This is a genomic window from Joostella atrarenae (assembly GCF_021764745.1).
In the GTDB taxonomy this organism is placed as follows: Bacteria; Bacteroidota; Bacteroidia; order Flavobacteriales; family Flavobacteriaceae; genus Galbibacter; species Galbibacter atrarenae.
This window is the reverse complement of record NZ_JAETXX010000001.1, coordinates 840,956-864,014: the sequence shown is the minus strand read 5'-3', so window position 1 is coordinate 864,014 and position 23,059 is coordinate 840,956. Positions and strand designations below refer to the sequence as shown.

Annotated in this window: 15 protein-coding genes; 8 read left to right on the top strand and 7 right to left on the bottom strand. The window is 32.3% G+C overall.

Annotated features, from left to right (window positions below):
* Positions 1–14: 14 nt before the first annotated feature.
* Positions 15–446: a hypothetical protein gene (locus JM658_RS03725; protein ID WP_236957886.1), complete on the bottom strand. Its 432-nt coding sequence runs from the start codon at positions 444–446 to the stop codon at positions 15–17.
* Between the two features lie 377 nt (positions 447–823).
* Between JM658_RS03725 and JM658_RS03720 the strand changes: the two genes are divergently transcribed.
* Positions 824–1,015 carry a hypothetical protein gene (locus JM658_RS03720; protein ID WP_236957885.1) on the top strand — a complete coding sequence of 64 codons (192 nt, stop codon included), beginning with the start codon at positions 824–826 and terminating at the stop codon, positions 1,013–1,015.
* Between the two features lie 51 nt (positions 1,016–1,066).
* Here the strand turns inward: JM658_RS03720 and JM658_RS03715 are convergent, their stop codons facing one another.
* A complete protein-coding gene (locus JM658_RS03715; RefSeq protein ID WP_236957884.1) occupies positions 1,067–1,759 on the bottom strand; it encodes a response regulator transcription factor in 693 nt (230 codons plus the stop codon).
* A 6-nt stretch (positions 1,760–1,765) separates the two neighbouring features.
* The gene (locus JM658_RS03710; protein ID WP_236957883.1) at positions 1,766–3,034 is read right to left on the bottom strand and encodes a sensor histidine kinase; all 1,269 of its coding nucleotides are present in this window, start codon (positions 3,032–3,034) and stop codon (positions 1,766–1,768) included.
* Between the two features lie 260 nt (positions 3,035–3,294).
* Between JM658_RS03710 and JM658_RS03705 the strand changes: the two genes are divergently transcribed.
* From JM658_RS03705 to JM658_RS03685, 5 genes are read left to right on the top strand one after another with little or no spacing between them, the layout of a single operon-like run.
* Positions 3,295–6,594, top strand: coding sequence for a VCBS repeat-containing protein (locus JM658_RS03705; RefSeq protein ID WP_236957882.1), 3,300 nt, complete (start codon positions 3,295–3,297; stop codon positions 6,592–6,594).
* Positions 6,591–9,935, top strand: coding sequence for a VCBS repeat-containing protein (locus tag JM658_RS03700; RefSeq protein WP_236957881.1), 3,345 nt, complete (start codon positions 6,591–6,593; stop codon positions 9,933–9,935). Before JM658_RS03705 ends, JM658_RS03700 begins: the two co-directional genes overlap by 4 nt.
* Positions 9,928–13,182 (top strand): VCBS repeat-containing protein, encoded by a 3,255-nt coding sequence (locus JM658_RS03695; protein WP_236957880.1) that lies wholly within the window; start codon positions 9,928–9,930, stop codon positions 13,180–13,182. Before JM658_RS03700 ends, JM658_RS03695 begins: the two co-directional genes overlap by 8 nt.
* 4 nt (positions 13,183–13,186) lie before the next feature.
* Positions 13,187–14,536, top strand: a complete 1,350-nt coding sequence (locus JM658_RS03690) for a vanadium-dependent haloperoxidase (RefSeq protein ID WP_236957879.1) — start codon at positions 13,187–13,189, stop codon at positions 14,534–14,536.
* A gap of 12 nt (positions 14,537–14,548) precedes the next feature.
* Positions 14,549–15,448: a GyrI-like domain-containing protein gene (locus tag JM658_RS03685; protein ID WP_236957878.1), complete on the top strand. Its 900-nt coding sequence runs from the start codon at positions 14,549–14,551 to the stop codon at positions 15,446–15,448.
* 3 nt (positions 15,449–15,451) lie between these two features.
* Here the strand turns inward: JM658_RS03685 and JM658_RS03680 are convergent, their stop codons facing one another.
* Positions 15,452–16,471 carry a LacI family DNA-binding transcriptional regulator gene (locus tag JM658_RS03680; RefSeq protein ID WP_236957877.1) on the bottom strand — a complete coding sequence of 340 codons (1,020 nt, stop codon included), beginning with the start codon at positions 16,469–16,471 and terminating at the stop codon, positions 15,452–15,454.
* Between the two features lie 124 nt (positions 16,472–16,595).
* Between JM658_RS03680 and JM658_RS03675 the strand changes: the two genes are divergently transcribed.
* Entirely contained in the window at positions 16,596–17,462 is an 867-nt protein-coding gene (locus tag JM658_RS03675; RefSeq protein WP_236957876.1) for a hypothetical protein, read from the top strand.
* Between the two features lie 94 nt (positions 17,463–17,556).
* Positions 17,557–17,730, top strand: coding sequence for a hypothetical protein (locus tag JM658_RS03670; RefSeq protein WP_236957875.1), 174 nt, complete (start codon positions 17,557–17,559; stop codon positions 17,728–17,730).
* A gap of 29 nt (positions 17,731–17,759) precedes the next feature.
* Here the strand turns inward: JM658_RS03670 and JM658_RS03665 are convergent, their stop codons facing one another.
* The 3 genes from JM658_RS03665 to JM658_RS03655 all read right to left on the bottom strand — a co-directional run bounded on the left by JM658_RS03665 (position 17,760) and on the right by JM658_RS03655 (position 22,926).
* Positions 17,760–18,734: a LuxE/PaaK family acyltransferase gene (locus JM658_RS03665; protein ID WP_236957874.1), complete on the bottom strand. Its 975-nt coding sequence runs from the start codon at positions 18,732–18,734 to the stop codon at positions 17,760–17,762.
* Between the two features lie 148 nt (positions 18,735–18,882).
* Complete coding sequence (locus JM658_RS03660; protein ID WP_236957873.1) at positions 18,883–20,064, bottom strand: multidrug transporter; 1,182 nt, start codon at positions 20,062–20,064, stop codon at positions 18,883–18,885.
* A 39-nt stretch (positions 20,065–20,103) separates the two neighbouring features.
* Complete coding sequence (locus JM658_RS03655; RefSeq protein WP_236957872.1) at positions 20,104–22,926, bottom strand: TonB-dependent receptor; 2,823 nt, start codon at positions 22,924–22,926, stop codon at positions 20,104–20,106.
* Positions 22,927–23,059 lie beyond the last annotated feature (133 nt).

Sequence of the window (23,059 nt, the reverse complement as noted above, 5' to 3'; positions counted from 1 at the left end):
ATATACGTATGTGCTTAAACTAATTTAGGAGGCGGCGTTGTAACCGAAAGCATAACATAGTATGAAGAATGACACAAAAGCCACTCTTTTTGAATGTTAACAAATACATTTTGATGCTGAAAAACATATATTTCTGGATGAATATGTTCATCCAAATTACTCAGTATAAAATTTTTATCATCCTTTTTTTTACTCTTCTCTGCTGAAGTAAAAAAATCCATCAAAGAAGCCAAATAATCATGTTGATGATGAGCTACCTTTTTTAGATGTGCATGTTCTGAAGAATGGGGTTGATGATGGTGTTCACTAGAATGAGAATGATTATCTATATGTGTATGAGTATGCGGTTGAGCATGATGATCCTCATCAAAAACCAATTCTAATTTATGGGATAAACTGTGAAGTACATTAAAAATATGACTTTTATATGGGATAAAGAGATACATACATACAATTCCTAACAGAAAACAGCGTAATAAGATTAGTTTTATATGAATTATACCCTTCAAAAAATTAGCGTCAACAGATTATAAAAAACAAAGTTAATGAAACCCCTTCAATAATAGTAATAAAGCAAGATTACAAGTATTATCAGTCACCTGAATTATCAATAATTTTATTGAAAAATAACTGTAGTCATAGGTTTTTATTATGGTATAATAATTAGTATAGTATATAACTATTTGAATTTGAGCATTATATTTACGATATTTGTGTCGTTCGCAACATGGAGAGACCTAGTTGCATTCACCTAAAAATTTATCTTAATAATATTCCGAATTTATTTTGGCGTATTTGGCTCTTACTTAAGGGCACACACATTATGGCTTTTATAACAATAAAAAGAAAAACAAAATTAGAAAAAAGGTACAGTAGAAAAATGGGGAGTGTAAGTGTTAAAGTAACTTACATTAAAAAGCACTTACTTGGTGTGCCTCTAAAAACTCTGCACAAATACAGAGAAACTTACTACGGTACTATTAAAGATTGTGAAGAATGTACATTAACAGCTTAAAAGCTTATTTATAAAATTATATTTAGAAACGCCTCGATAACGAGGCGTTTTTTATTGATCAATTTTAAATAAGAAGCCTTTATTATGCACGTTTTCAATTGAAATAGATGCATCTTTACTTAGATATTTTCTTAAATGAGAAATAAAAACATTCAAGCTTTTTCTATTAAAATAGTCATTTTCACCCCATATTGTAACTAAAATATCTTTGTGTAACGATAATTCATTTTTATGTCTATACAAAAACATTAAAAGCTCGCTTTCCCTTGCTGTTAAAGAAACAACATCTTCTTCTCTATACTTTAATTGCTGATTTTTATAATGGAACTTATAGTTTCCTATAGAAATTTCATCACTATCAGAATTTTCTGGACTATTAATTTTTAATCGAGATAATAAGGTCTGTATCCTTACTACAAGCTCTTCCTCATCTATTGGCTTTTTTAAGTAATCTACAGCACCTAAAGAAAACCCCTTTAAAACATCGATTTTTAGAGATCTTGCTGTTAAAAAAATAAATGGAATCGACGGGAACGAATCTCGCACTTTTGAGGCTAAGGTAAAACCATCCATTTTTGGCATCATAACATCCAAAATGATTAAATCAAAATCCTCTTTTTTTAGAATTTCAAGTGCCATCAATCCATCTTTAGCCCATACCAATTGAAAGCTTTTCATCTTCAAATATTCACTGAGTAGGTAACCAAGAGAATTATCATCCTCAACCAATAATATCTTATCCATTCTTATTTATTTAACTGGTATTTTTATTGTTACTGTTGTTCCTATACTTGGTTTACTTTCCAGTTGAACTTTACCATTATGTAACTTTACAACCTGTTTAACATAACTTAATCCAAGTCCATAACCTCTAACATTGTGAAGGTCTCCTGAGGAAATACGATGGTACTTTTTAAATACATTTTTCAATTCCCCTTCATGGATTCCTATACCTTCATCTTTTACCGTCACATAAAAGTAACCATCTTTTATAAAAGACTTCAACCTAATTTTAGGAATCCCTTCAGAATATTTTTTCGCATTATCTAAGAGGTTATTAATTGCATTTTCTAAATGGGCGATCTCACAAAAAATCATATACGAATCCCCTTCTAAAAGATATTTAAAATCTACCTTTTCAAGTTCAGATAATTTGGAAAATGAAGCACATAAATTCTCCAAGACAGGATAGAAATTATGTCTTTCAAGCTTAAGAATACTACGATTACTCTCAATTCCTGCTAAATCCAATACTTTTTCTACATGCACCTTTAATTTATCATTCTGCTCCCTCACAATTGCAATTATCGGTTTGGTTTCTTCTGTTGCTTTTTCTTCTAATAATTTGGTTGCTAAACCTATCGAAAAAACGGGTGTTTTCAATTCATGGGTCAGGTTATTTATGAAATCATTTGTAGTAGTAATAACATTCCGTTGCCAATAAAGTGATCTAAAAACCCAAACAACAACTATAATAATAGCTACCATAAAGATTAAACTCGGAATTGTTAAACCATTTAATTGCGAAAGAAAATAAGTGGCTAGATCTTTAAATTGAAGCTCTAAGATTAATCTTTCGCCCAATTTATTGGGAAGATATCCAGACAATACAACAGGGAATTTTAGCTCTTCATTATCATATTTTTCAAAACTTGGGGATACTAAATAAACGGTACTATCATTCTTATATAGACGATATTGAAAATCTGATTTCACTCCTCTTTCTAAGAGTCGATCCACTAAAAAATCATTCAGAAAATGACTAGAAGCATCTTGAATACTATCTACACTTAATGTAAAATAAGATTCGTCTTTAGTTATTGCTTGGTCTATTAAAAAAGTGAGTTCATTCTGACTGCTTAAATCCGTTTTTATAGTCTGTAAGGCTTGACCTACCTTTGTATTGAACTGAATCTTAGCTAAATTCAATCCAAGTTTTAAATATTGATACTGAATAAAAGACAGACCAATAACCGAGATTACAAAAACTATAATATATCCTTTCTTAAAATTCAGCATTACAAGTATCTAAATAAGTAAAATATAACAACTCTTTTGCGTAATTAATACTTCATTAATCAAATTAACCTTTCGTTAATCTTTTTGTTTTATCATTAACCTCATTACCTTTCCAATTCTATATATTAGCAGTGTTCAGTTAGTTTAGGGTTCTTCATACTATAAACTATAAAAAAAGCTAGCTCCCAAGTTAGCTTTTTTTAGTTGATAACATACACTAATTTGAAACTCAGAAGTAAAATAATAGAATTTAGTTAAAAGTGAAAGATCGGATTATAACCTTCCTAATTATTATACTCTTGTTTTCCTGTTCTAAGGAAAACAAACAGTTTACACTTTTAAGCTCCAAGGAAACTTCTATAGACTTTAAAAATACTCTTACTAATACTCCAGAATTAAATATTCTCAACTATTTATATTACTATAATGGCGCTGGAGTTGCTGCTGCAGATTTTAATAATGATGGATGGATAGATCTTTATTTTACAGGAAATCAAACAGAAGATAAGCTTTATTTAAATCAGAAAGATTTTAAATTTTTAGATATCACTGAGATTTCTGGAATTAACAATGCTAAAAATTGGACAACTGGTGTTACCACAGCAGATGTAAATAATGATGGACTGCTAGATATTTATATTGCGAAAGTGGGAGCTTACTCAGAAAACAGTCACAATTTATTGTATATAAACCAGGGAATTGATGAAAAAGGGATTCCTAAATTTAAAGAAGAAGCAAAAAAATATGGTTTGGATATTTCCACATACGCTACACAAACAGCTTTTTTTGATTATGATTTGGATGGGGATTTAGATATGTATTTACTTAACCACTCCGTACACCCCAACCGCACTTACGGCAACGGAAACAAAAGAAATACAATAGATTCTTTGTCTGGGGATCGCTTGTATAAAAATGAAAATGGATTTTTTAAAGACAACTCAATTGTGGCAGGAATTCACCAAGGAAGTATTGGATATGGATTGGGAATTTCTATATCAGATATAAATAACGATGGCTATCCAGATGTCTATATAGGAAATGATTTTTTTGAAAATGATTATTTATATATCAATCAAAAAGACGGGACTTTCAAAGATTTTAATACCATAGATGAAACTATTTTAGGGCATACCACCCACTACTCTATGGGAAATGACATCGCAGATATTAACAACGATGGATTAACCGATATTTTATCTGTTGATATGCTTCCTGAAAATTTAGAGAGCTTTAAAACTTCTGGAACAGAGTATAATTTTCAGACCTACAATGGCTACTTAAAAAATGGATATACTCCACAGTTTATGCAAAACACATTGCATTTAAATAATGGGAGTTTTCAATTTACAGAAACTGCTTTTTCAAGTGGTATTGCAGCTACAGAGTGGTCTTGGGCACCACTAATCGCAGATTTTGACAATGACGGCCTTAAGGATATTTATATTTCTAACGGAATTTCAGGTGCTACGAACGATATGGATTTTATAAACTTTATAGCGAATGAAAATATCCAAAAAAGGTTAGGGAAAGGCATGAAAAAGGAAGATCTAATTCTTGTAAATGAAATTCCTGAAAAACATATCTCTAATTATTTTTTTAAAAATAATGGCGATAATACCTTCCAAAACGTAAACAAAAAATGGTTTAAAGAAATCCCTTCTTTTAGCAATGGAAGTATTTATGCTGATTTAGATAATGATGGAGATTTAGATCTTGTTGTTAATAATGTAAACGAAAATGCATTTGTAATAAAGAATAATGCTCGAGAACTATTGAAAAATAATAATTATCTGAAAATAAATTTTAAGGGTAATGAGAAAAATAGGTTTGGAATCGGAGCAACTGTAAGAGTATATTCAGATACATTAGAACTTATCTCTGAAAATTACAATACAAGAGGGTTTATGTCGGCCATAGCCCCTGAATTACATTTTGGATTAGGCGCAGTAACTAAAGTTGATTCTTTAAGAGTTATTTGGCCAGATGGAAATACCGAAAAAATAGAAACACCACAAATAAACTCAACTCTTAAGCTTTCTCACAAAAATGCAAAACAAAAATTTAAATATAACGATGATAAAAAAAATCTCTTTCTAAGTAATGTAGCTCCTAAAATTCCATTTACACACAAAGATTTTTCTTCTATTGAATTCAACCGAAATCCCCTTATTCCTTTTGCAAGCACCAATCTAGGACCAAAAACAGCGGTTGGAGATATAAATAATGACGGTCGTGAAGATTTATTTATTGGCGGATCAAAATCTTTTCCTTCCGCACTTTACCTACAAGAAAAAGATGGGCATTTTACTGCTATTCAAAATGACCTTTTTAAAGAAGATGCTTTGAATGAAGATATTGATAATATTTTTTTTGATGCGGATAACGATGGTGATAACGATTTAATAGTTATTAGCGCAGGAAACGAATTCATTACCGGAAACCCACTTTCCCCCAGACTCTACTTTAACGAAAGTGGGATGATGGTAAAAGACACACTTCAGTTTAAAAACATATTTATAAATGCATCATCAGTTAAAGCTATAGACATAGATAATGACAATTATAACGACCTAATAATTACGTCTAATGGAACTGCAAAAACATTTGGAGAAACAACTCCACAATATATTTTTCAGAATGATGGTAACGGGAAATTTATAGATATTACAGCAACATATGCTAAAGATTTTCAGCATATAGGAAATGTCCAAGATATAAAGTGGATTGATTTAAATAACGATTCTTATATAGATGCTATTGCTGTGGGACATTGGATGCCAATTTCAATATTTATAAATAACGGAGAGGAGTTAAAACTTCTGGACACTAATCTAAATAATACCAACGGTTGGTGGAATAGTATTGAAGCGGCAGATTTCGATAAAGATGGAGATATAGATTTTGTAGCTGGAAATTGGGGACTGAACACCAGATTAAAGGCTTCTAAGGAAGAGCCTATAACATTATACAGTAACGATTTTGATGATAATGGAAGCATAGAACCTATTGTTTCTTATTTTTATAAAGGAAAAGAAACTACTTTTTCATCAAAAGAAGAACTAGTAAAACAACTTCCTATATTGAACAAAAAATATCTCTCTTATGCTGACTTTGCTTCTGCTCCTTTCGATGAGATTTTTCCAAAAGAGAAAATAGATAAAGCCTATAAAAAGCAAGTTTTTAAATTAGAGTCTACCTACTTTGAAAATAATGGCAACAGCACTTTTACAGCGCATAAACTGCCATTCCCGACACAAAACTCCTCTATTAATGATATTGAAATAGAGGATTTTAATAACGACGGTTTTAAAGATTTACTTTTAGTTGGAAACAACTACGAGATTAGCACACAGTTAGGAAGATTAGACGCTTTGAATGGCCTCTTATTAATAAACGACCAACATGGTTTTTTTAATGTTGAAAGAAAACAAAGTTTCAAAATCTCAGGACCAGCTAGAGATATCAATAAAATAACAATACAAAACAAGGTTTACTATATTATTACCATTAATAATAGCGAACCTGTTTTTTTACAAAAAGAGACAACAACACAATGAAAAGAATATTCATAACACTATCCTTCCTTGCGCTATTTACCTCATGTAATAAAAGTTTAGAAAAAGGTGAAAGCAAGGAACTAGAAAAAGAAACTTTATTCTCCCTTATTTCACATGAAGACAGCGGATTAGATTTTATAAATGAAATTGAAAACCAAAAGGATTTCAACATATTTAAATATAGAAATTTTTATAACGGAGGTGGTGTTGCCATTGGCGATATTAATAACGATAGCCTTCCGGATATCTATCTAACTGCTAATATGGGTGGAAATAAACTTTTTCTAAATAAAGGAGATTTCAAATTTGAAGACATTACAGAAAAGGCAGGTGTTAAAGGGAATAAACCTTGGTCTACAGGAGTCACTTTAGTAGACATTAACAGTGATGGTTTTCTTGATATTTATGTAGCTAATGCAGGAAATATGGAGGGCAACAATCATGATAATGATCTCTATATCAATAATGGTGATTTAACATTTACAGAAAAAGCAGAAGAATATAATTTAGCAAAAAGTGGATTTACAACACACGCTGCATTTTTTGATTACGATAAAGATGGAGACTTAGATGCTTACATTCTTAATAATAGTAATATCCCTGTAAGTAGTCTAGGATATGCAGCCCAAAGACAAGTAAGAGCTCAAGACTGGGAAGGTGTGCCAGATATTTTTAAAGGTGTTGGCGATATGTTACTTAGAAATGATAATGGGAAATTTGTAGATGTTAGTGAAGAAGCAGGTATTTATGGTAGCTTAATTGGGTTCGGATTAGGTGTTATGGTTAGTGATATAAACCAAGATACGTATCCAGATATTTATGTATCAAATGACTTTTATGAGCGTGACTATCTCTACATAAATAACCAAGATGGAACATTTAGAGAAGAAATAAAAGATTGGACCTCTCACCTTAGTCTATCTTCCATGGGAGTGGACATGTCAGATATTAATAATGATGGACTTGCAGATATCTTTATTACAGATATGCTGCCTGAAGGAGACCAAAGAACAAAAACAGTAACTGAATTTGAGGGTTATGATATTTTCAAGCTAAAGCAAAGCAAAGATTTTTATCAGCAGTTTATGCAAAACACACTACAAGTAAATAATGGAAATGGGACTTTTTCAGAAACAGCCTACTTCAGTGGCGTCGCAAAGACAGATTGGAGTTGGGGTGGTGTTCTATTCGATATGGATAATGACGGATATCGAGATATTTATGTAGCCAATGGTATAAACCATGATTTAACAGATATAGATTTTGTAAACTTCTTTGCTAATGAAATCATTCAGAAAATGGCTTTAACGGGGCAAAAACAAGCTATAGATTCGATTATTAGCAAAATGCCTGTTAAACCTATCCCTAACTATGCTTTTAAAAACAACCATGACCTAACTTTTGATGATGAAACAAAAAACTGGGGGTTCTACAGACCTAGTATGTCTAATGGTGTTGCATATGGAGACCTTGATAATGATGGAGACTTGGATCTTATTGTAAACAATGTAAACTCGCAAGCATTTCTATATAAAAACAATAGTGAGAAAATAACATACAACAATTACTTAAAAATAAAATTGATAGGAGAAAGTCCCAATATTTTTGCAATAGGAGCAACTGTAAAACTATATATAAAAGACAAAACCTTACTACAAGAAAACATTCCATATAGGGGTTTTCAATCTTCTATGGACTACACGATGACTATTGGAGTTGGAAAAGAAAGAAGTATTGATTCCATAAGAATTATATGGCCTAACGGACATACAAATAAATTAGAAAAGGTACAAACCAACCAAATGTTAACCCTAAATCAAAAAGAGGCTCACGAAGTTTATAAAATCCAAAAAAAACATGCTAAAAGAACACTTCTTACCGAATTAAAAAATACAAGTCTTGAATCACATAAAGAAAATAATTTTATTGATTTTAATTACGAAGGACTTATTTCCAAAATGCTCTCCCAAGAGGGGCCTGCATTAGCAGTTGGCGATATAAACAATGACGGGAATGATGATTTCTATATTGGAGGTGCTAAAAATCAGCTAGGGAATATTTATATTAACAAAGGAAATGGGAAATTAGTAAAAACAAACCAGCCCGCCTTTTCTGAAGATGGTATTTATGAAGATACATGTGCTGATTTTTTTGATGTTGATAATGATGGAGATTTAGATCTTATGGTAGGCTCTGGAGGAAATGAAGAGATAACAGCCCATACTCACAAAACAAGACTATATATTAATGATGGCAACGGAAATTTTGTGCTCAGTGAAAATGAGATTCCCTACACTAAACACAATATTTCTATAATCGCTCCCTACGATTTTGATAACGACAATGACATAGATGTATTTATAGGCTCTAGAAGTGTTCCTGGAATTTATGGAGTAAACCCTAAACATCTATTTTTAGAGAATCAAGGAGATGGCTCTTTTAAAAATGTAACGGAAAGTAAAGCATATGACCTTAAAGATGCAGGTATGATTACAGGCGCTAAATGGGTTGATGTAGATAATGATGAAATTAAAGACCTCATTTTAGTCGGAGATTGGGAGGCTCCAAAAATTCTAAAGAACTCCGGACATAGACTTACATTAGAGAAATCGACTTTAGATAGTTATAGCGGTTGGTGGAATACTATAGAAAGTTTAGACGTAGATAAAGATGGTGATATGGATCTTATTTTAGGTAATCAAGGCTCTAATATTGCATACAAAGCTTCAAAAGATGCACCAATGAAAATGTTTATTAACGATTATGACAATAATGGAACCATAGAGCAAATAGTTACGCATACTATTAATGGGAAGGACATGCCTATCCACATGAAAAAAGAATTAACAAATCAGTTGTCTTCTTTGAAAAAACAGAACCTTAAAGCTGCAGAATATTCTAAAAAATCTATTCAAGAGCTTTTTCCTAAAGAGATTTTTGACAACTCAATAGAAAAGAAAGTGAATATCTCCGAATCCGTAATTGCAATAAATAATGGGAATGGTGAGTTTGAGATAAAAGAACTTCCTCAACAAGTCCAATTATCATGCGTTTGCGATATAACAAGCACCGACATTAATAATGATGGAAACTTAGATCTTATCATGGCAGGAAATAATTATGAATTCAAACCTCAATTCTCTAGACTAGATGCAAATTATGGAAGCGTGCTACTTGGAGATGGTAGCGGTGGCTTTAAATGGCAAGATTATAATGAATCAGGATTATTCATTAAAGGTGAGGTTAAAAAAATAGCGCATTTTAAAGATGCATCTGGAACACCATACATACTAATTGCTTTAAACAATGAGCAACCCAGAATATTCAAGATAAATGAATAAATCCGTCTTTCTCATAGCATTAATTCTCATCACTTTTTCTTGTAAAAAGGAAGGGGACCTATTCTCCACTCCAAAGCAAGAAACTACGGGTATATTTTTCACAAATATGCTAACTGAAAACGATGACTTAAACATCCTAGACTATCTTTATTTTTATAATGGTGGCGGTGTTGCTGTTGGAGATATTAATAATGACAACCTACCAGATATTTTCTTTTCTGGAAACCAAGTAAAGAACAAACTCTACCTTAATAAAGGAAATTTAGAGTTTGAAGATATTTCTACTGCTGCCGGTATCCAAGGGAATAGTACATGGAATACTGGAGCCATAATGGGCGATGTAAATGGAGATGGTCTTTTGGATATTTATGTTTGTGCAGTTGTAGGAATTAATGGCTTTAGAGGGTATAATGAGTTGTATATAAATAATGGAGATGCCACTTTCACAGAAAGCGCAAAGCAATATGGTCTCGATTTTGATTCTTACAGTTCTTCGGCTGCTTTCATAGATTACGATTTAGATGGAGATCTAGATATATACCTATTAAATCATGCTGTACATACACAAAACTCCTTCGGAAATGTTTCACTACGCAATAAAAGAAACTATGCTACAGGAGATAAGTTACTACGGAATGATAACGGGAGATTTACCGACGTAAGCGAGCAAGCAAAAATATATGGAGGTATAAATGGCTATGGATTAGGATTGGCTGTTTCTGACTTTAATCAAGATGGGTTTCCAGATATTTATGTAGGTAACGATTTTCATGAAGACGACTATTATTATCTTAATAATGGTGACGGAACGTTTACTGAAAGTATCAAAGATCATTTTGGACATACAAGCAGATTTTCAATGGGAAATGATGTAGCCGATATAAACCATGACGGATTTCCAGACATACTCTCATTAGATATGCTACCTGAAAATGAAACTGTTTTAAAATCTTCTGCTGGAGATGATAATATCCAGATGATGAAAATGCGTACTGAAAAATTAGGCTACCATTATCAATTTACTAGGAATATGTTGCATCTAAACCAGCTAGGAAATAATTATGCAGAAATTGCCCTTATGAGCGGTATTGCAGCAACAGACTGGAGTTGGAGTGCCTTATTTGCAGATTTCAATAAAGATGGGGAGCAAGATATTTTTATTTCTAACGGAATTCCTAAACGTCCTAACGATTTAGATTACATCAAGTTTACTTCTGATCAACAAATCAGAAAAAAACTTAATAACACAAAATTAGTCGATCAAAAGGCTTTAGAATTAATGCCTTCTGGGAGTTATCATAACTTTATTTTTGAAGGTAAAAAAGACCTCCAATTTGTAAATCAATCTGATAAATGGATTTTAAATGACACCCTAATTTCTGGAGCTACAGCAATGGCAGATTTTGATAACGATGGGGATATCGACTTGATAACAAATAATATTAATCAGCCTGCAACACTATATATTAATAAATCTAATAAAAAAGGAAACTACCTAAAACTAAGGTTTAATTATAATGAACCTAACAGCTTCGGTATTGGAACAAAGGTGTTTTCATATCAAAAAGGAATATTACAATACCGCGAGCTATATACTGTTAGAGGTTTCCAAGCTTCATCAGAACCATTTATATATTTTGGATATGCTGATAAAGAAAACATAGATTCTTTGGTCGTTATTTGGCCAGACAATACTTTTCAAACACTAAAAAATATTGCTGTTAACCAAACATTAGATATATCAGCAGAAAATAACAGAAAACCATTTGATTATTCGAGTCTTAGAAGTAACAAAAATATTTTATTCTCAAAAGTTGATAATAACTTAGGAATCAATTTTAAACATGAAGAAGATAATTATATCGATTTCAACCGTCAGAAACTAATCCCATATCAGATTTCAGATCGTGGGCCAGCAACTGCCATTGGAGATTTAAATGGAGATGGGAAAGATGATATTTTCTTTGGAAGTTCAAAATTTAAACGTGCCCATATATACTATCAAAATGATACAAGTTTTATTGAAAAAGAAGATGACATCATCAAAAATGATTCGATTTACGAAATTATAACTGCTCTTATTGCTGATTTCAATAAAGATGGTAAAAACGATATCTTCTCTGGAACTGGCGGTGGAGATTTCTACGGAAAAATGAAGCCTCTAAATAATATTTTGTATTTAAATAAGGATACAACTTTTACAAAAAGTGCACTTAAAGAATATTTTGACAATACTTCAGTAATAAAACCTTATGACTTTGATAGTGATGGTGATTTAGATCTATTTATTGGAAATAATGCGATTTCATATGATTTTGGTGCGATTCCTACATCTTACCTATTAGAAAATGAAAACGGACAATTCAAAGCTATAAATAACAAAGAATTAGAAAAGTCTGGAATGGTAACAGATGCTATTTGGAGTGACTTTAATAATGATGGCACAAAAGACCTCATCGTTATTGGTGAGTGGATGTCTCCAAAATTTTTCAGTAATAAAAATGGAATTTTAGAAGAAGCTTTCCCTACTGAAGAAAAGTTAAACGGACTATGGAGAAGCATTATTGAATTTGACATAGATGGTGATGGAGATAAAGATTACTTATTAGGTAACTGGGGAACAAACTCGAAATTTATAGCTTCAGAAAAATTCCCGATGCGAATGTATTATGGCGATTTTGATAATAACAAACGAACAGAAACTGTTGTTGCTACAGAAAAAAATGGCGAATATTACACATTGGCTAATTTAGATGAACTTTCCGAACAGATGGTATCCATGATGCGTAAAAAGTTTACTAATTATAAAGATTTTGCTGGTAAAACAATCGAAGAAGTAATGGGTTCTGAAGCACTAGAAAAAGCAACGCTCCTTGAAGTACATACTTTAAAATCTGGTTGGTTAGAAAATAAAGAAGGAATGTTTACTTTTCATGCTTTTAATAATCAAATGCAAATGTCGCCAATAACAAATTTCTTAAAACATGATTTTACTGGCAATGGAAAAGAAGAAGTTCTTGCCGCTGGGAATTATTTTGGTGTAAAGCCTTTTCAAGGAAGATTAGATGCTTTTCCTGGAGCCCTTATTTACAATACTAATAAAATAGAATCGACTGCAAGTCTAGGATTGGACTTTTCTAGGAAAGCAATCTCACAATTAAATATTATAACCATAAAAAACCAAGAATATCTCTTGGTTACCATAAACAACAACAGTGTAGAACTGTATAAATTAAATAATAAATAGCCCGATGAAACGCATTCTTATATTCTTATTAATTTTATCACCCCTATGTTTTATTGCATGTAATAAGGAAGAAAAACCAATTGAAATTACTTCAGAAAACATGCATGAAGCAATTGATGTAGTTGTAGATATTATGATTCATGATATCTTTTCTCCTCCAGTAGCGAGCAGAATTTTTGTGTATGCAGATATTGCAGCCTATGAGATTATAGCACAACAAGATTCCGAATATAATTCGCTTGCAGGTGTGGTTACAGATTTAAAGCCTATCCCCTCTCCAAAAGACACTACAAACCTGAACTACCAATTGGCTGCTCTTATTGCTCATTTAGAGATAAGTAAAAGTCTAATCTTTTCTGAAGATCGGATTGAAGTTTATCAAGACAGTTTGTACACTTCATGGAAAAAAACAAATGAATCTGAATTTGAAGTTTCAAAAAACTACGCAATGTCTGTTGTAAGTCATTTAAAAGAATGGATAGACACAGATAATTATAAACAAACGCGTACCATGCCTAAGTTCACAGTAAACAGTGACGACCCTGCGCGTTGGCAACCTACGCCACCAGCTTATATGGATGGTATAGAACCACATTGGATGAAAATTAGACCTCTTGCAATAGACTCTTCTTCTCAGTTTAAACCCCTTCCTCCTCCAGCATTTTCTTTAGATAAAGAAAGTAAGTTTTTTAAAGAAACAATGGAAGTTTATGAGGTAGGAAATGAAATTACGGAAGAAGGAGATACTTCTGAAGGAATTGCAATCGCCAAATTTTGGGACTGTAATCCGTATGTTTCTGTAACAAAAGGTCACTTAATGTTTGCTACCAAAAAAATTACTCCTGGAGCACATTGGATTGGAATTACAAAAATTGCTTGCCGAAATGAAAAGACAGATTTCAACAAAACAGTATTTGCTTATACTAAAACTGCTATTGCTATTTTTGATGGTTTTATAAGCTGTTGGGATGAAAAATATAGAAGTAATTTAATCCGTCCAGAAACAGTTATAAATCAATATATAGACGAAAACTGGAAACCTATATTACAGACACCTCCTTTTCCTGAATATACAAGTGGACATTCTGTAGTTTCTGGAGCTGCAGCAAAGACATTAACTTCTATTTTTGGAGATGATTTTTATTTTGACGATGATACAGAAACCGCTTACGGACTCCCAATAAGATCCTTTTCCTCTTTTAACGAAGCTGCAAACGAAGCTGCAATGAGTAGACTTTACGGCGGGATTCATTACAGAGCTGCTATTGAGGTTGGAGTGGAACAAGGAAGATCGATGGCGGAACATATTATTAGCAAGCTTGAAAAAATGAATAACAAAACAAGTAGAAATTAATAAGGTTATCTTATGATTAAAAAAATTCTGAGTATTCTAATTCTACTCCTTGTATGTGTATTAGGATGGTATTTATTTATTAAAAAAAGTGATTATATCTATAGATTTGAAGCAAAGACTACTGATGCTACAGTTTTCTATAGCATCTCAAATTGGGAGAAAACAAACGATTCTATAGTTACAGAAACAATAGACAGCACTCTATACAATCATATCACTCAAAATCTAAAATATTTAGATAAAGAATACACCCTTTATTGGGATATCAATACTGAAAATGATTCTCTAGCAAAAGTGAATTTAGGGGTTAGAGCGCATGAAAACAATGTTATAAATAGAATTACAGCCCCTTTCTACGAATCGGAATTTAAAAAAACATCCAAAAAAATAGCAGTTAGCTTTATAAGTAAATTGAAAACAAACCTATCTACTTTTAAAGTCAGTGGTATTAAAGAAGAAAACTCTCCTAACAGTATTTGTGCGTGTGTAAATGCAAAAACTACCCCTGAAGGGAAAGCAAAACATATGATGCGAAATTACAATTATATAGGCGCTTATGTAGCAGATAACAATATACAACCGCAAGGTAGACCTATGGTTGTTATTAATGATTTTGACAAGGAAAAAAATACGATTGACATGGACTTTTGCTTCCCTATAAAAGGAGTTAGTAGCATCCCGGAACATCCAGAAATTTTCTTTAGAGATATAAAGAGCGTCCCTGCAATTAAAGCTGTATTTAATGGGAATTATATGTACTCACAACATGCATGGTTTAGAATCTACAACTATGCTAAAAGTCACGATATAAATCTAAAGAATAAAATAATTGAAAAATTCCATAACAATCCAAATTTTGGTGGAGATGCATTATCATGGAAATCGGAAATTTATATTCCTATAGCACAGTAAATTCTAATTTGTAGATTCTCTTTTTACTAATGTTGATTTAATAATTTCGGTTTCATAAGGGCGAGATTCAAAATCTTCTTCCTCTAACCTTTTAATTAATAAATCGGCAGCTTTTTCTCCTATCTCCTCTCCATGTTGGCTCACAGTGGTTAAAGATGGACTACTACTTATAGATATAATTCCATCTGTAAAACCTATTACAGAAATATCTTTAGGCGCGGATTTGCCCATTTTCTGAGCTATTTTCATGGCAGATACTGCAAAAAATTCGGTAACTCCAAAAACAGCATCTACATCATTGTTTTTCATCATCTCTTCTACAGGCTCAAATCCACTATAAGAATCCTCTACCTTTACAATAAGATTTTCGTCAATTTCTAATCCTGCGTCTTCTAATGCTTTTTTATATCCCTCTGTACGTAATTTACCAACACTCATATAATCTGGCATCGTAATTAAAGCGATACGTTTACGTCCACTTTGCGCTAAGAAAGAAACGGCACTATAAGCACCATGAAAATCGTCAATAATAACTTTATCGCAACTTACCTGCTCGGTAATTCGGTCTATCATTACTACAGGCATCCCCTGATTGATAACTTCATTTATATGATGAAAATCCTGCTTCTTCTCGGTATCTTTAGAAAGTGACATTATAAATCCGTCTATACTTCCATTGGCAAGCATTTGCATATTTATAACCTCTTTATCGAAAGATTCATTAGAGATACAAACAATTACATTGTAGCCTTTTGCAGTTGCTAAACGCTCAACCCCTGTAATTACGGAAGAGAAAAAATAATGCACGATCTCTGGTAAAATGATCCCAATATTTTTGGTCTTTTGATTCTTTAAGCTCAAGGCGATATTATTAGGCTTATAATGGTGTTCCTTCGCAAAGGCTTGTATTATTTCTTTAGTTTTTTCACTAATTTCAGGACTGTCCTTCAATGCTTTCGAAACTGTAGAAATAGAAACATTAAATCTTCTTGAAATCTCCTTAAGCGTTATTTTTTGCCTCATCTTTATATCTTCCTTTTTTGCTTAAATCAAAAATAAGCTTTTTCGATTAAATTAAGCTTTTTATTTCGCTAAGTAACCCGTAATTTACTCCTATCAACGAGATAGTAAAGACATTTATCTAAATATGAAAACCGAAACTTTAATAACAAATATAATAATGTCCTTTTTTCTGTTTTCTTGTACAGCGGATTATGGACAATTAAAAATTATAGCAAACACTCCAGATTTATTAGAAGAAAACTCTGGAATACAAATAATTAATGATCCAAACTCTCTTTGGATGGTAGCAGATTCTGGTAACGACGACCATATATATGCTGTAAACACCAATGGGAATATTACTAGGGATATTAATATTAAGCATGCTAAAAACAAAGATTGGGAAGAAATTACAAAAGATGAAGAAGGAAACATCTTTATTGGAGATTTTGGGAATAATGATAACGAAAGAAAGGATTTAAAAATTTATAAAATTCCAAACCCTGAAACTCATAAAGGAGATGAACTGGAAGCCATAGAAATCAATTTCTATTATCCTGAGCAAAAGAAATTCCCGCCAAAGAAGAAAGAACGCTTTTATGATGCTGAAGCCTTTTTTTATCTGAATAACAACTTATATATATTCACAAAAAATAGAGCTCATAAATTTGACGGCACTACACTTCTATATAAAATTCCTGCAAAGAAAGGAAATCATAAAGCTGAATTAATTTCAAGTTATAAAACTTGCGAACAGCCTCGAAAATGCGCTATTACTGGAGCAGACATCAGTCCAAACAAAAAGAAAGTCGCTTTATTAGGACATGATAAAGTATGGATCTTGAAAGATTTCTCTGACGACAATTTTTTTAATGGAACTATTGAAGTGCTATCGTTAGGCCACGACTCTCAAAAGGAAGGTATTACTTTTATAAATGAAAACGCTCTTTATATTACGGATGAAAAAACAAAATCTATAGGAGGTAATATCTACAGATTAGATTTAAAATAAAAACTATTATTCTAACTCCTTACTCAAACTATAATTTTGCTAATTAATGCTTTTTAGCTAACTTACAACCTACAATCATTTCAAAAATATAATCATGAAACCTTCCTTTTTTAGTATGAATAAAATTAGAGCTATAGGCCTTTTATTAGTTATTACTTCTGTAATTGGTATGATTTATTTTGATAATGATGGAATCGGATTTATAGCTGGTATACTATTTGGGATTGGAAGCATTACTTTAATTACTGGCAAATTAATTGGCCGTTAATTAGTCCTTCTTCAAAAAGCATCATAAAATTAAAGCACCATAAGATTACAGCCTCGAATATCAGAATGGTCAAAACGACCTAAAACTTCAAATTCTTTTCCCTTTTTTCTCCCTAAATCTTGTGTGGCAATAAAAGAACAAGAATTAATATTTGCCAAATCGATTACATTAATTCCTCCAGATTTACCGTCTTCAAAAATAGTAAGTGCATCTTCGGTGTCCCGAATTATAATATCCATCCACGGTGGGCATTCAAAAACACCATTTCCTTTAGAATATCCTTGAGAAAGTAATTCGGTCATTCCATATTCAGAATGTATCTTATTCACCCCAAACCCCTTTGATAAAACGGAATGTAGCTCTTCTCGAATCATCTCTTTACGACGGCCTTTCATCCCGCCAGTTTCCATAACAATGGTATTCTTTAAATTGAAATCGTATGCTTCTACCAAATCTAAAAGTGCAAAGGAAACACCAATAAGCAATACTTTTTTTCCTTGAGCATCCAACGTTTTGAGGTGCTGCGCTAACTCTTCTAAATTATCTAGATAAAATCCGCTTTCAGGAGCTTCAGATTGCTCAATCATATCATTTACCATGTAGATAAGTGATGAACCTGTACGCTCTAAATAAGCTGGTAAAAGTGCTAATACCGTATAATCTTTTATATTTCCGTAGAAAAAAGAAAACCCTTTTCTAAAACTCTCTTCATAAACAGCTAAATCTGTAACCAAATGCTTGCTGGTTAAACTCCCTGTGGTCCCACTACTAGTAAAAGTGATCTCCAAAGGGCTCTGAGTACTTAAAATCTCACGAGATTTAAAAAATTCAATCGGCAAGAATGGAATCTGATCTATAGCATTTACATTATTGGGATTGCGATGAAGATAATTGCAGAACTCCCGATAAACAGGGTTATTTTCATATTGAAATCCAAAAACATTTAATGCCACTTCATCAAAGTAGGCATTCGTTTTAATTTTAAAAACACTTTCTGGATTCATAAACCTTATTTTACGTTGCAAAAATAAGTTTTAGTTATAAGGTAAAGAAACTTAAGAGATCAAAATAAAATAGAAAATCTCAACAGCTAGACAACTGTTGAGATTTTCCTATTAATTAATTATAGTCAATGCTATAAGTATAGATGTTTTATTGTTTTGTCCATCCAGCTCCCCAAGTAGAGAAATCTGTACCTGTTCCATTTCCATCTCCTGAAATAAAATCAGCTTCAGTAAATGTTTCTCCAGTATCGTTTTGCATTTTTGTAAGTACATCTGTAAAAGTAACATTTGTAACTTTTAAATCTCCACTTAGTACACCTGCACCAGTAGGATTATCTCCTTGATCTCCGTCTAAATCAAAACCTTCTTCAAAACCTTCGATAAGAACATTTGTAAATAATCCTTGCGTACCAGCTCTTAAACGAATTGCTTCATTTGCTGTACCCGAACCATTTCCAATAATAGTAAGGTTATTAACAGAAGGCTTAGAGAAATACCCAGCTTCATTACTAAAGTCTGTATTAAACCCATCTGCTTCGATTCCTTTATCATGCTCAGATTTATGCTTTACATAGGCATCAGTTATAGTTCCTGAATATCCTTCAGTCCAGTCGATAGAATCATCTTCAGCATTCATTACTACAACATTGCTAACATTTACAGTTCCTCCAAAAAATTCAACTCCGTCATCTTTCCCTTCAAATGCTTGAATATACTCTACCACAGTTCCATTTCCTACACCGTAGAAAGAGAATCCATTATTTTCAGACTGCCCGTCTGCTGCTCCTCCAGAATATTCAACACGTACATAACGAATAGTTCCTGAGCTATCACCGTCATTAGTACCTCCATAAGGTAGGCTTGCAATTTCAGAAGTAGATGTAGCCGTTCCTGAAACAGAGTTTACAGGTGCTTTACCTAATAGAATTAAACCTCCCCAATCTCCAGCAGCAGGTGAAGCTGCACCAGAAGTAAAAATAATAGGGTTTGTAGCGGTTCCGTTAGCTAAAATTTTAGCCCCTTGTGAAATAGCTACATAAACATCTGCACCATTAGCATCTGCTAAAACAGTTACACCTTCATTTATAGTTAATGTAGAACCTTCAGCCATAATAACTGGTCCACTAACAGAATACGTTGTATTTGCTTGTAAAGTTAAATCAGAAGTGATAGTTCCTGAAGTAATAGGGACAACTACTTCTCCAGTATTTCCTCCAGTTCCATTATTTGTAATACTGTTATCATTAATAATAATATCAGCAGTATCGTCTGTTGTACATGAGAATAGCATTGAAACACAAGCTATTGCAATAATTAAGTTATTTTTCATTTGTTTGATAATTTTAAATTTGAAAAGAATAATGTTTGTTTAGAATTGATATTTTAATTGTAGTCCGATGTCTAGTCCTCTTTTATAATCTGAAACCCCTTTTCCGTTTACAGAGTTCACAACAACATCTCCAAGCGTTGTTTCTCTGTAATACTTTATTGATGGGTTAAACAAGTTTCTTACGGAAAGGTTTACTTGAAAGCTATCTTTAATTTCATTTCTCCAGATAAAATCTAGCGTTGGAATTCCTTTTTCTATTATATTTCCTAATTGTCCAGAACCAAGAGCATCGATTCTATTAGAGAAGTAATTAAACACTACATTCATTGATGGCTTATAGTTTTCGCCAATTACTGGTGAGAAATTAAGATCTGCATTCATTATAAATGGAGAAGCTCCTTGTAATTCATCTTCTTCTTTTTGAAAACTAACATCATAAAATTCACCATCAATCTGACTATATAAGTCTTGTTTTGTGTGCATATAAGTACCATTCAAACCAAATGAAAGTAAAGAAGAGGTATTGCTATTTTTTAATATATCTTTTCGAGCTTCAAGTTCAACTCCATATACTTCTGCTTTATCTCCTGTTCTAAAATATCTTTGGGTACCAGTTGCATCAGCTCCAACAACAAGATTAACAGGATCATTAATCTGTTTCGTAAAAGCTGAAATTGAGAAGATCTCTCCTGGACTAATAAACCATTCGTATTTTAAATCGAAATTGTAAATTTTAGAGAAACCTTTTTCTAATAAGTCTGGGTTACCTCCAACACGTGTAGAAATATCTTCATAAACAAAAGGTGCAACTTCCTTGAATTCTGGAATAGATACTGTTTTACTAGCTGAAAATCTCAAATTCTGATTTTCAGTTAATCCATATTTAATATTTAAACTAGGAAGAACAAAATTATCATAAGATGTGATTTTCGAATTCCCTAAAGACCCCAAGTTAATTACATCAAAACTAATTTCTTGATTAAAAGATTCTAATCTTACACCAGGAGTTACCAATAGTTTTTTCCCGATATTAATTTCAGCATTTACATACCCAGCATAGATATCTAATTTACCATCATATGTATTTTCTGCTAATCCAGGACGGTTTGTATTCGATTGTCCTTCTATGTTATTAATAACCGTAAGCTCATAAACAGCGTCTGGATTGTCTGCAATATTAAGATGTTCTAAAGACAAGTCTTCATTAATATTATTTACATCAGTTACAGGATAACTCGTGTCTATAATATCGTATCCGTATCTAATATTACTAAATCCTCTTGTTTTACTTCTTGCGTTATATCCAAAATTAAACTTAACAGCCTCAGAAAGATCGTAAGCTAAATTAAACCTTCCGTTGTACTCCTCATCTTCAATCTTCTGAAAATAACGTTGATTATCAAAGTCTGTATTGCTATAAAAAGTAGGATTTGTTTGAGTATCATCATCTAAAGCATATTGATAGTTCTCTAACGTAATACGTTTTCTATCTGGCTGATCAGAATAAACCACATTATAACCTAGACCCCAATCTAATTTAAATTTTCCAGAAGCATGAGTTCCTATAAGTTGATTCACATAGAACTGCGTTTGATCAAACTGTACGTTCATTTGGTAAAAACCTTCATCCGTATTCAAGATAGCATCTCTACTACGCCCTTTCCCATCTGTACCAAAATAACCAACTACATCTGATGAATTATTAATAAATAATGAATTAAACTGAAGTGTGTTTTGATCATTAATTCTATAATTAACATTAGCCATCCCAGTAGTTGTGGTAGAATAATCATATTCTTTAGCATTATCTTCAAATGCCTTTTTCTCAGTTAACGTATAATCTACGGCAGACCCTTCTCTATATTCATATTTATTATCAAAAGAACCTGTAAGAAAGATACTTAGCCTTGAAGTATCCGAAAACTCAAATGTTTTACCTGCTGAACCTCCATAACTTATATTTATAGGTGTTCCTACAGAAACAGGATCAACGCCATGAGAAAGAACTACAGCAAATGGATTATGATCATATCTCCCATAATATCCAAAAAACCCAGCACCTTCACTTCTCACAAAATCTTCTCCGATAGCATTCGTATTGATACTCTCACTTAATGCGATCTCAAACATTTGCTTTCCCTTATATACTTTCGAAGAAACATCTATATTCCCCGCTGAAAAGTCTCCATATTGACCTGTAGAATATGCTTTGCTAACAGAAACACTTTCTATTATATCTGAAGAGAATAAATCTAAATCTATATTCTTCTTGTTAACATCATTTGAAGGTAACGAGAGTCCATTTAATGTTGTATTTAAATATCTATCCCCAAGCCCTCTTACATAAACGTTACTAGATCCTTCTTGCTTAGAAACTCCAGAAATTTTCGCTACGGCACCAGCAGCATCACTTACCCCTTTTCTAGATAATTCTTGAGCACCAATAGATGTTTTTATTTCTACCGCTTTTTTCTGATCCAATAATAGAGCTGTTTCAGAATCTCTACGGGCAGTTGTTGTTACAACTACTTCATCTAAACTTACACTTCCAGCTCCTAAAGCTGTATTAAGCTCTGTAACTTTCCCTGCTTCTACTTTAATGTTTGGAATCTGCAATGTTTCGTAACCTATAAAGCTAATAACAATTGTATAAGTTCCAGGGGTAATACCACTAATTTCATACAACCCATCCATATCGGTTGTTGTCCCTTTTGTGGCTCCGCTTATTTGAACATTGGCAAATGGTAACGGATCGTTATTCATTTCTTTATCGGTAATAACACCAATTATAGAACCTGTAGTTTCTTGCGCCATGGTTAGTGCGCTAACAAACAGTATTAATAATGTAAATAAATGTTTCATTGTTTGATTTTAATTCCGCTGCAAATAAACAAGCGATATCCAAAAAGAAAGTTATCCGCATGTTAAACATAAGCCAGTCCAATGTTACATTTATGTTACCATATTAAATCAACGTTAAGTGCTTTCATATTTT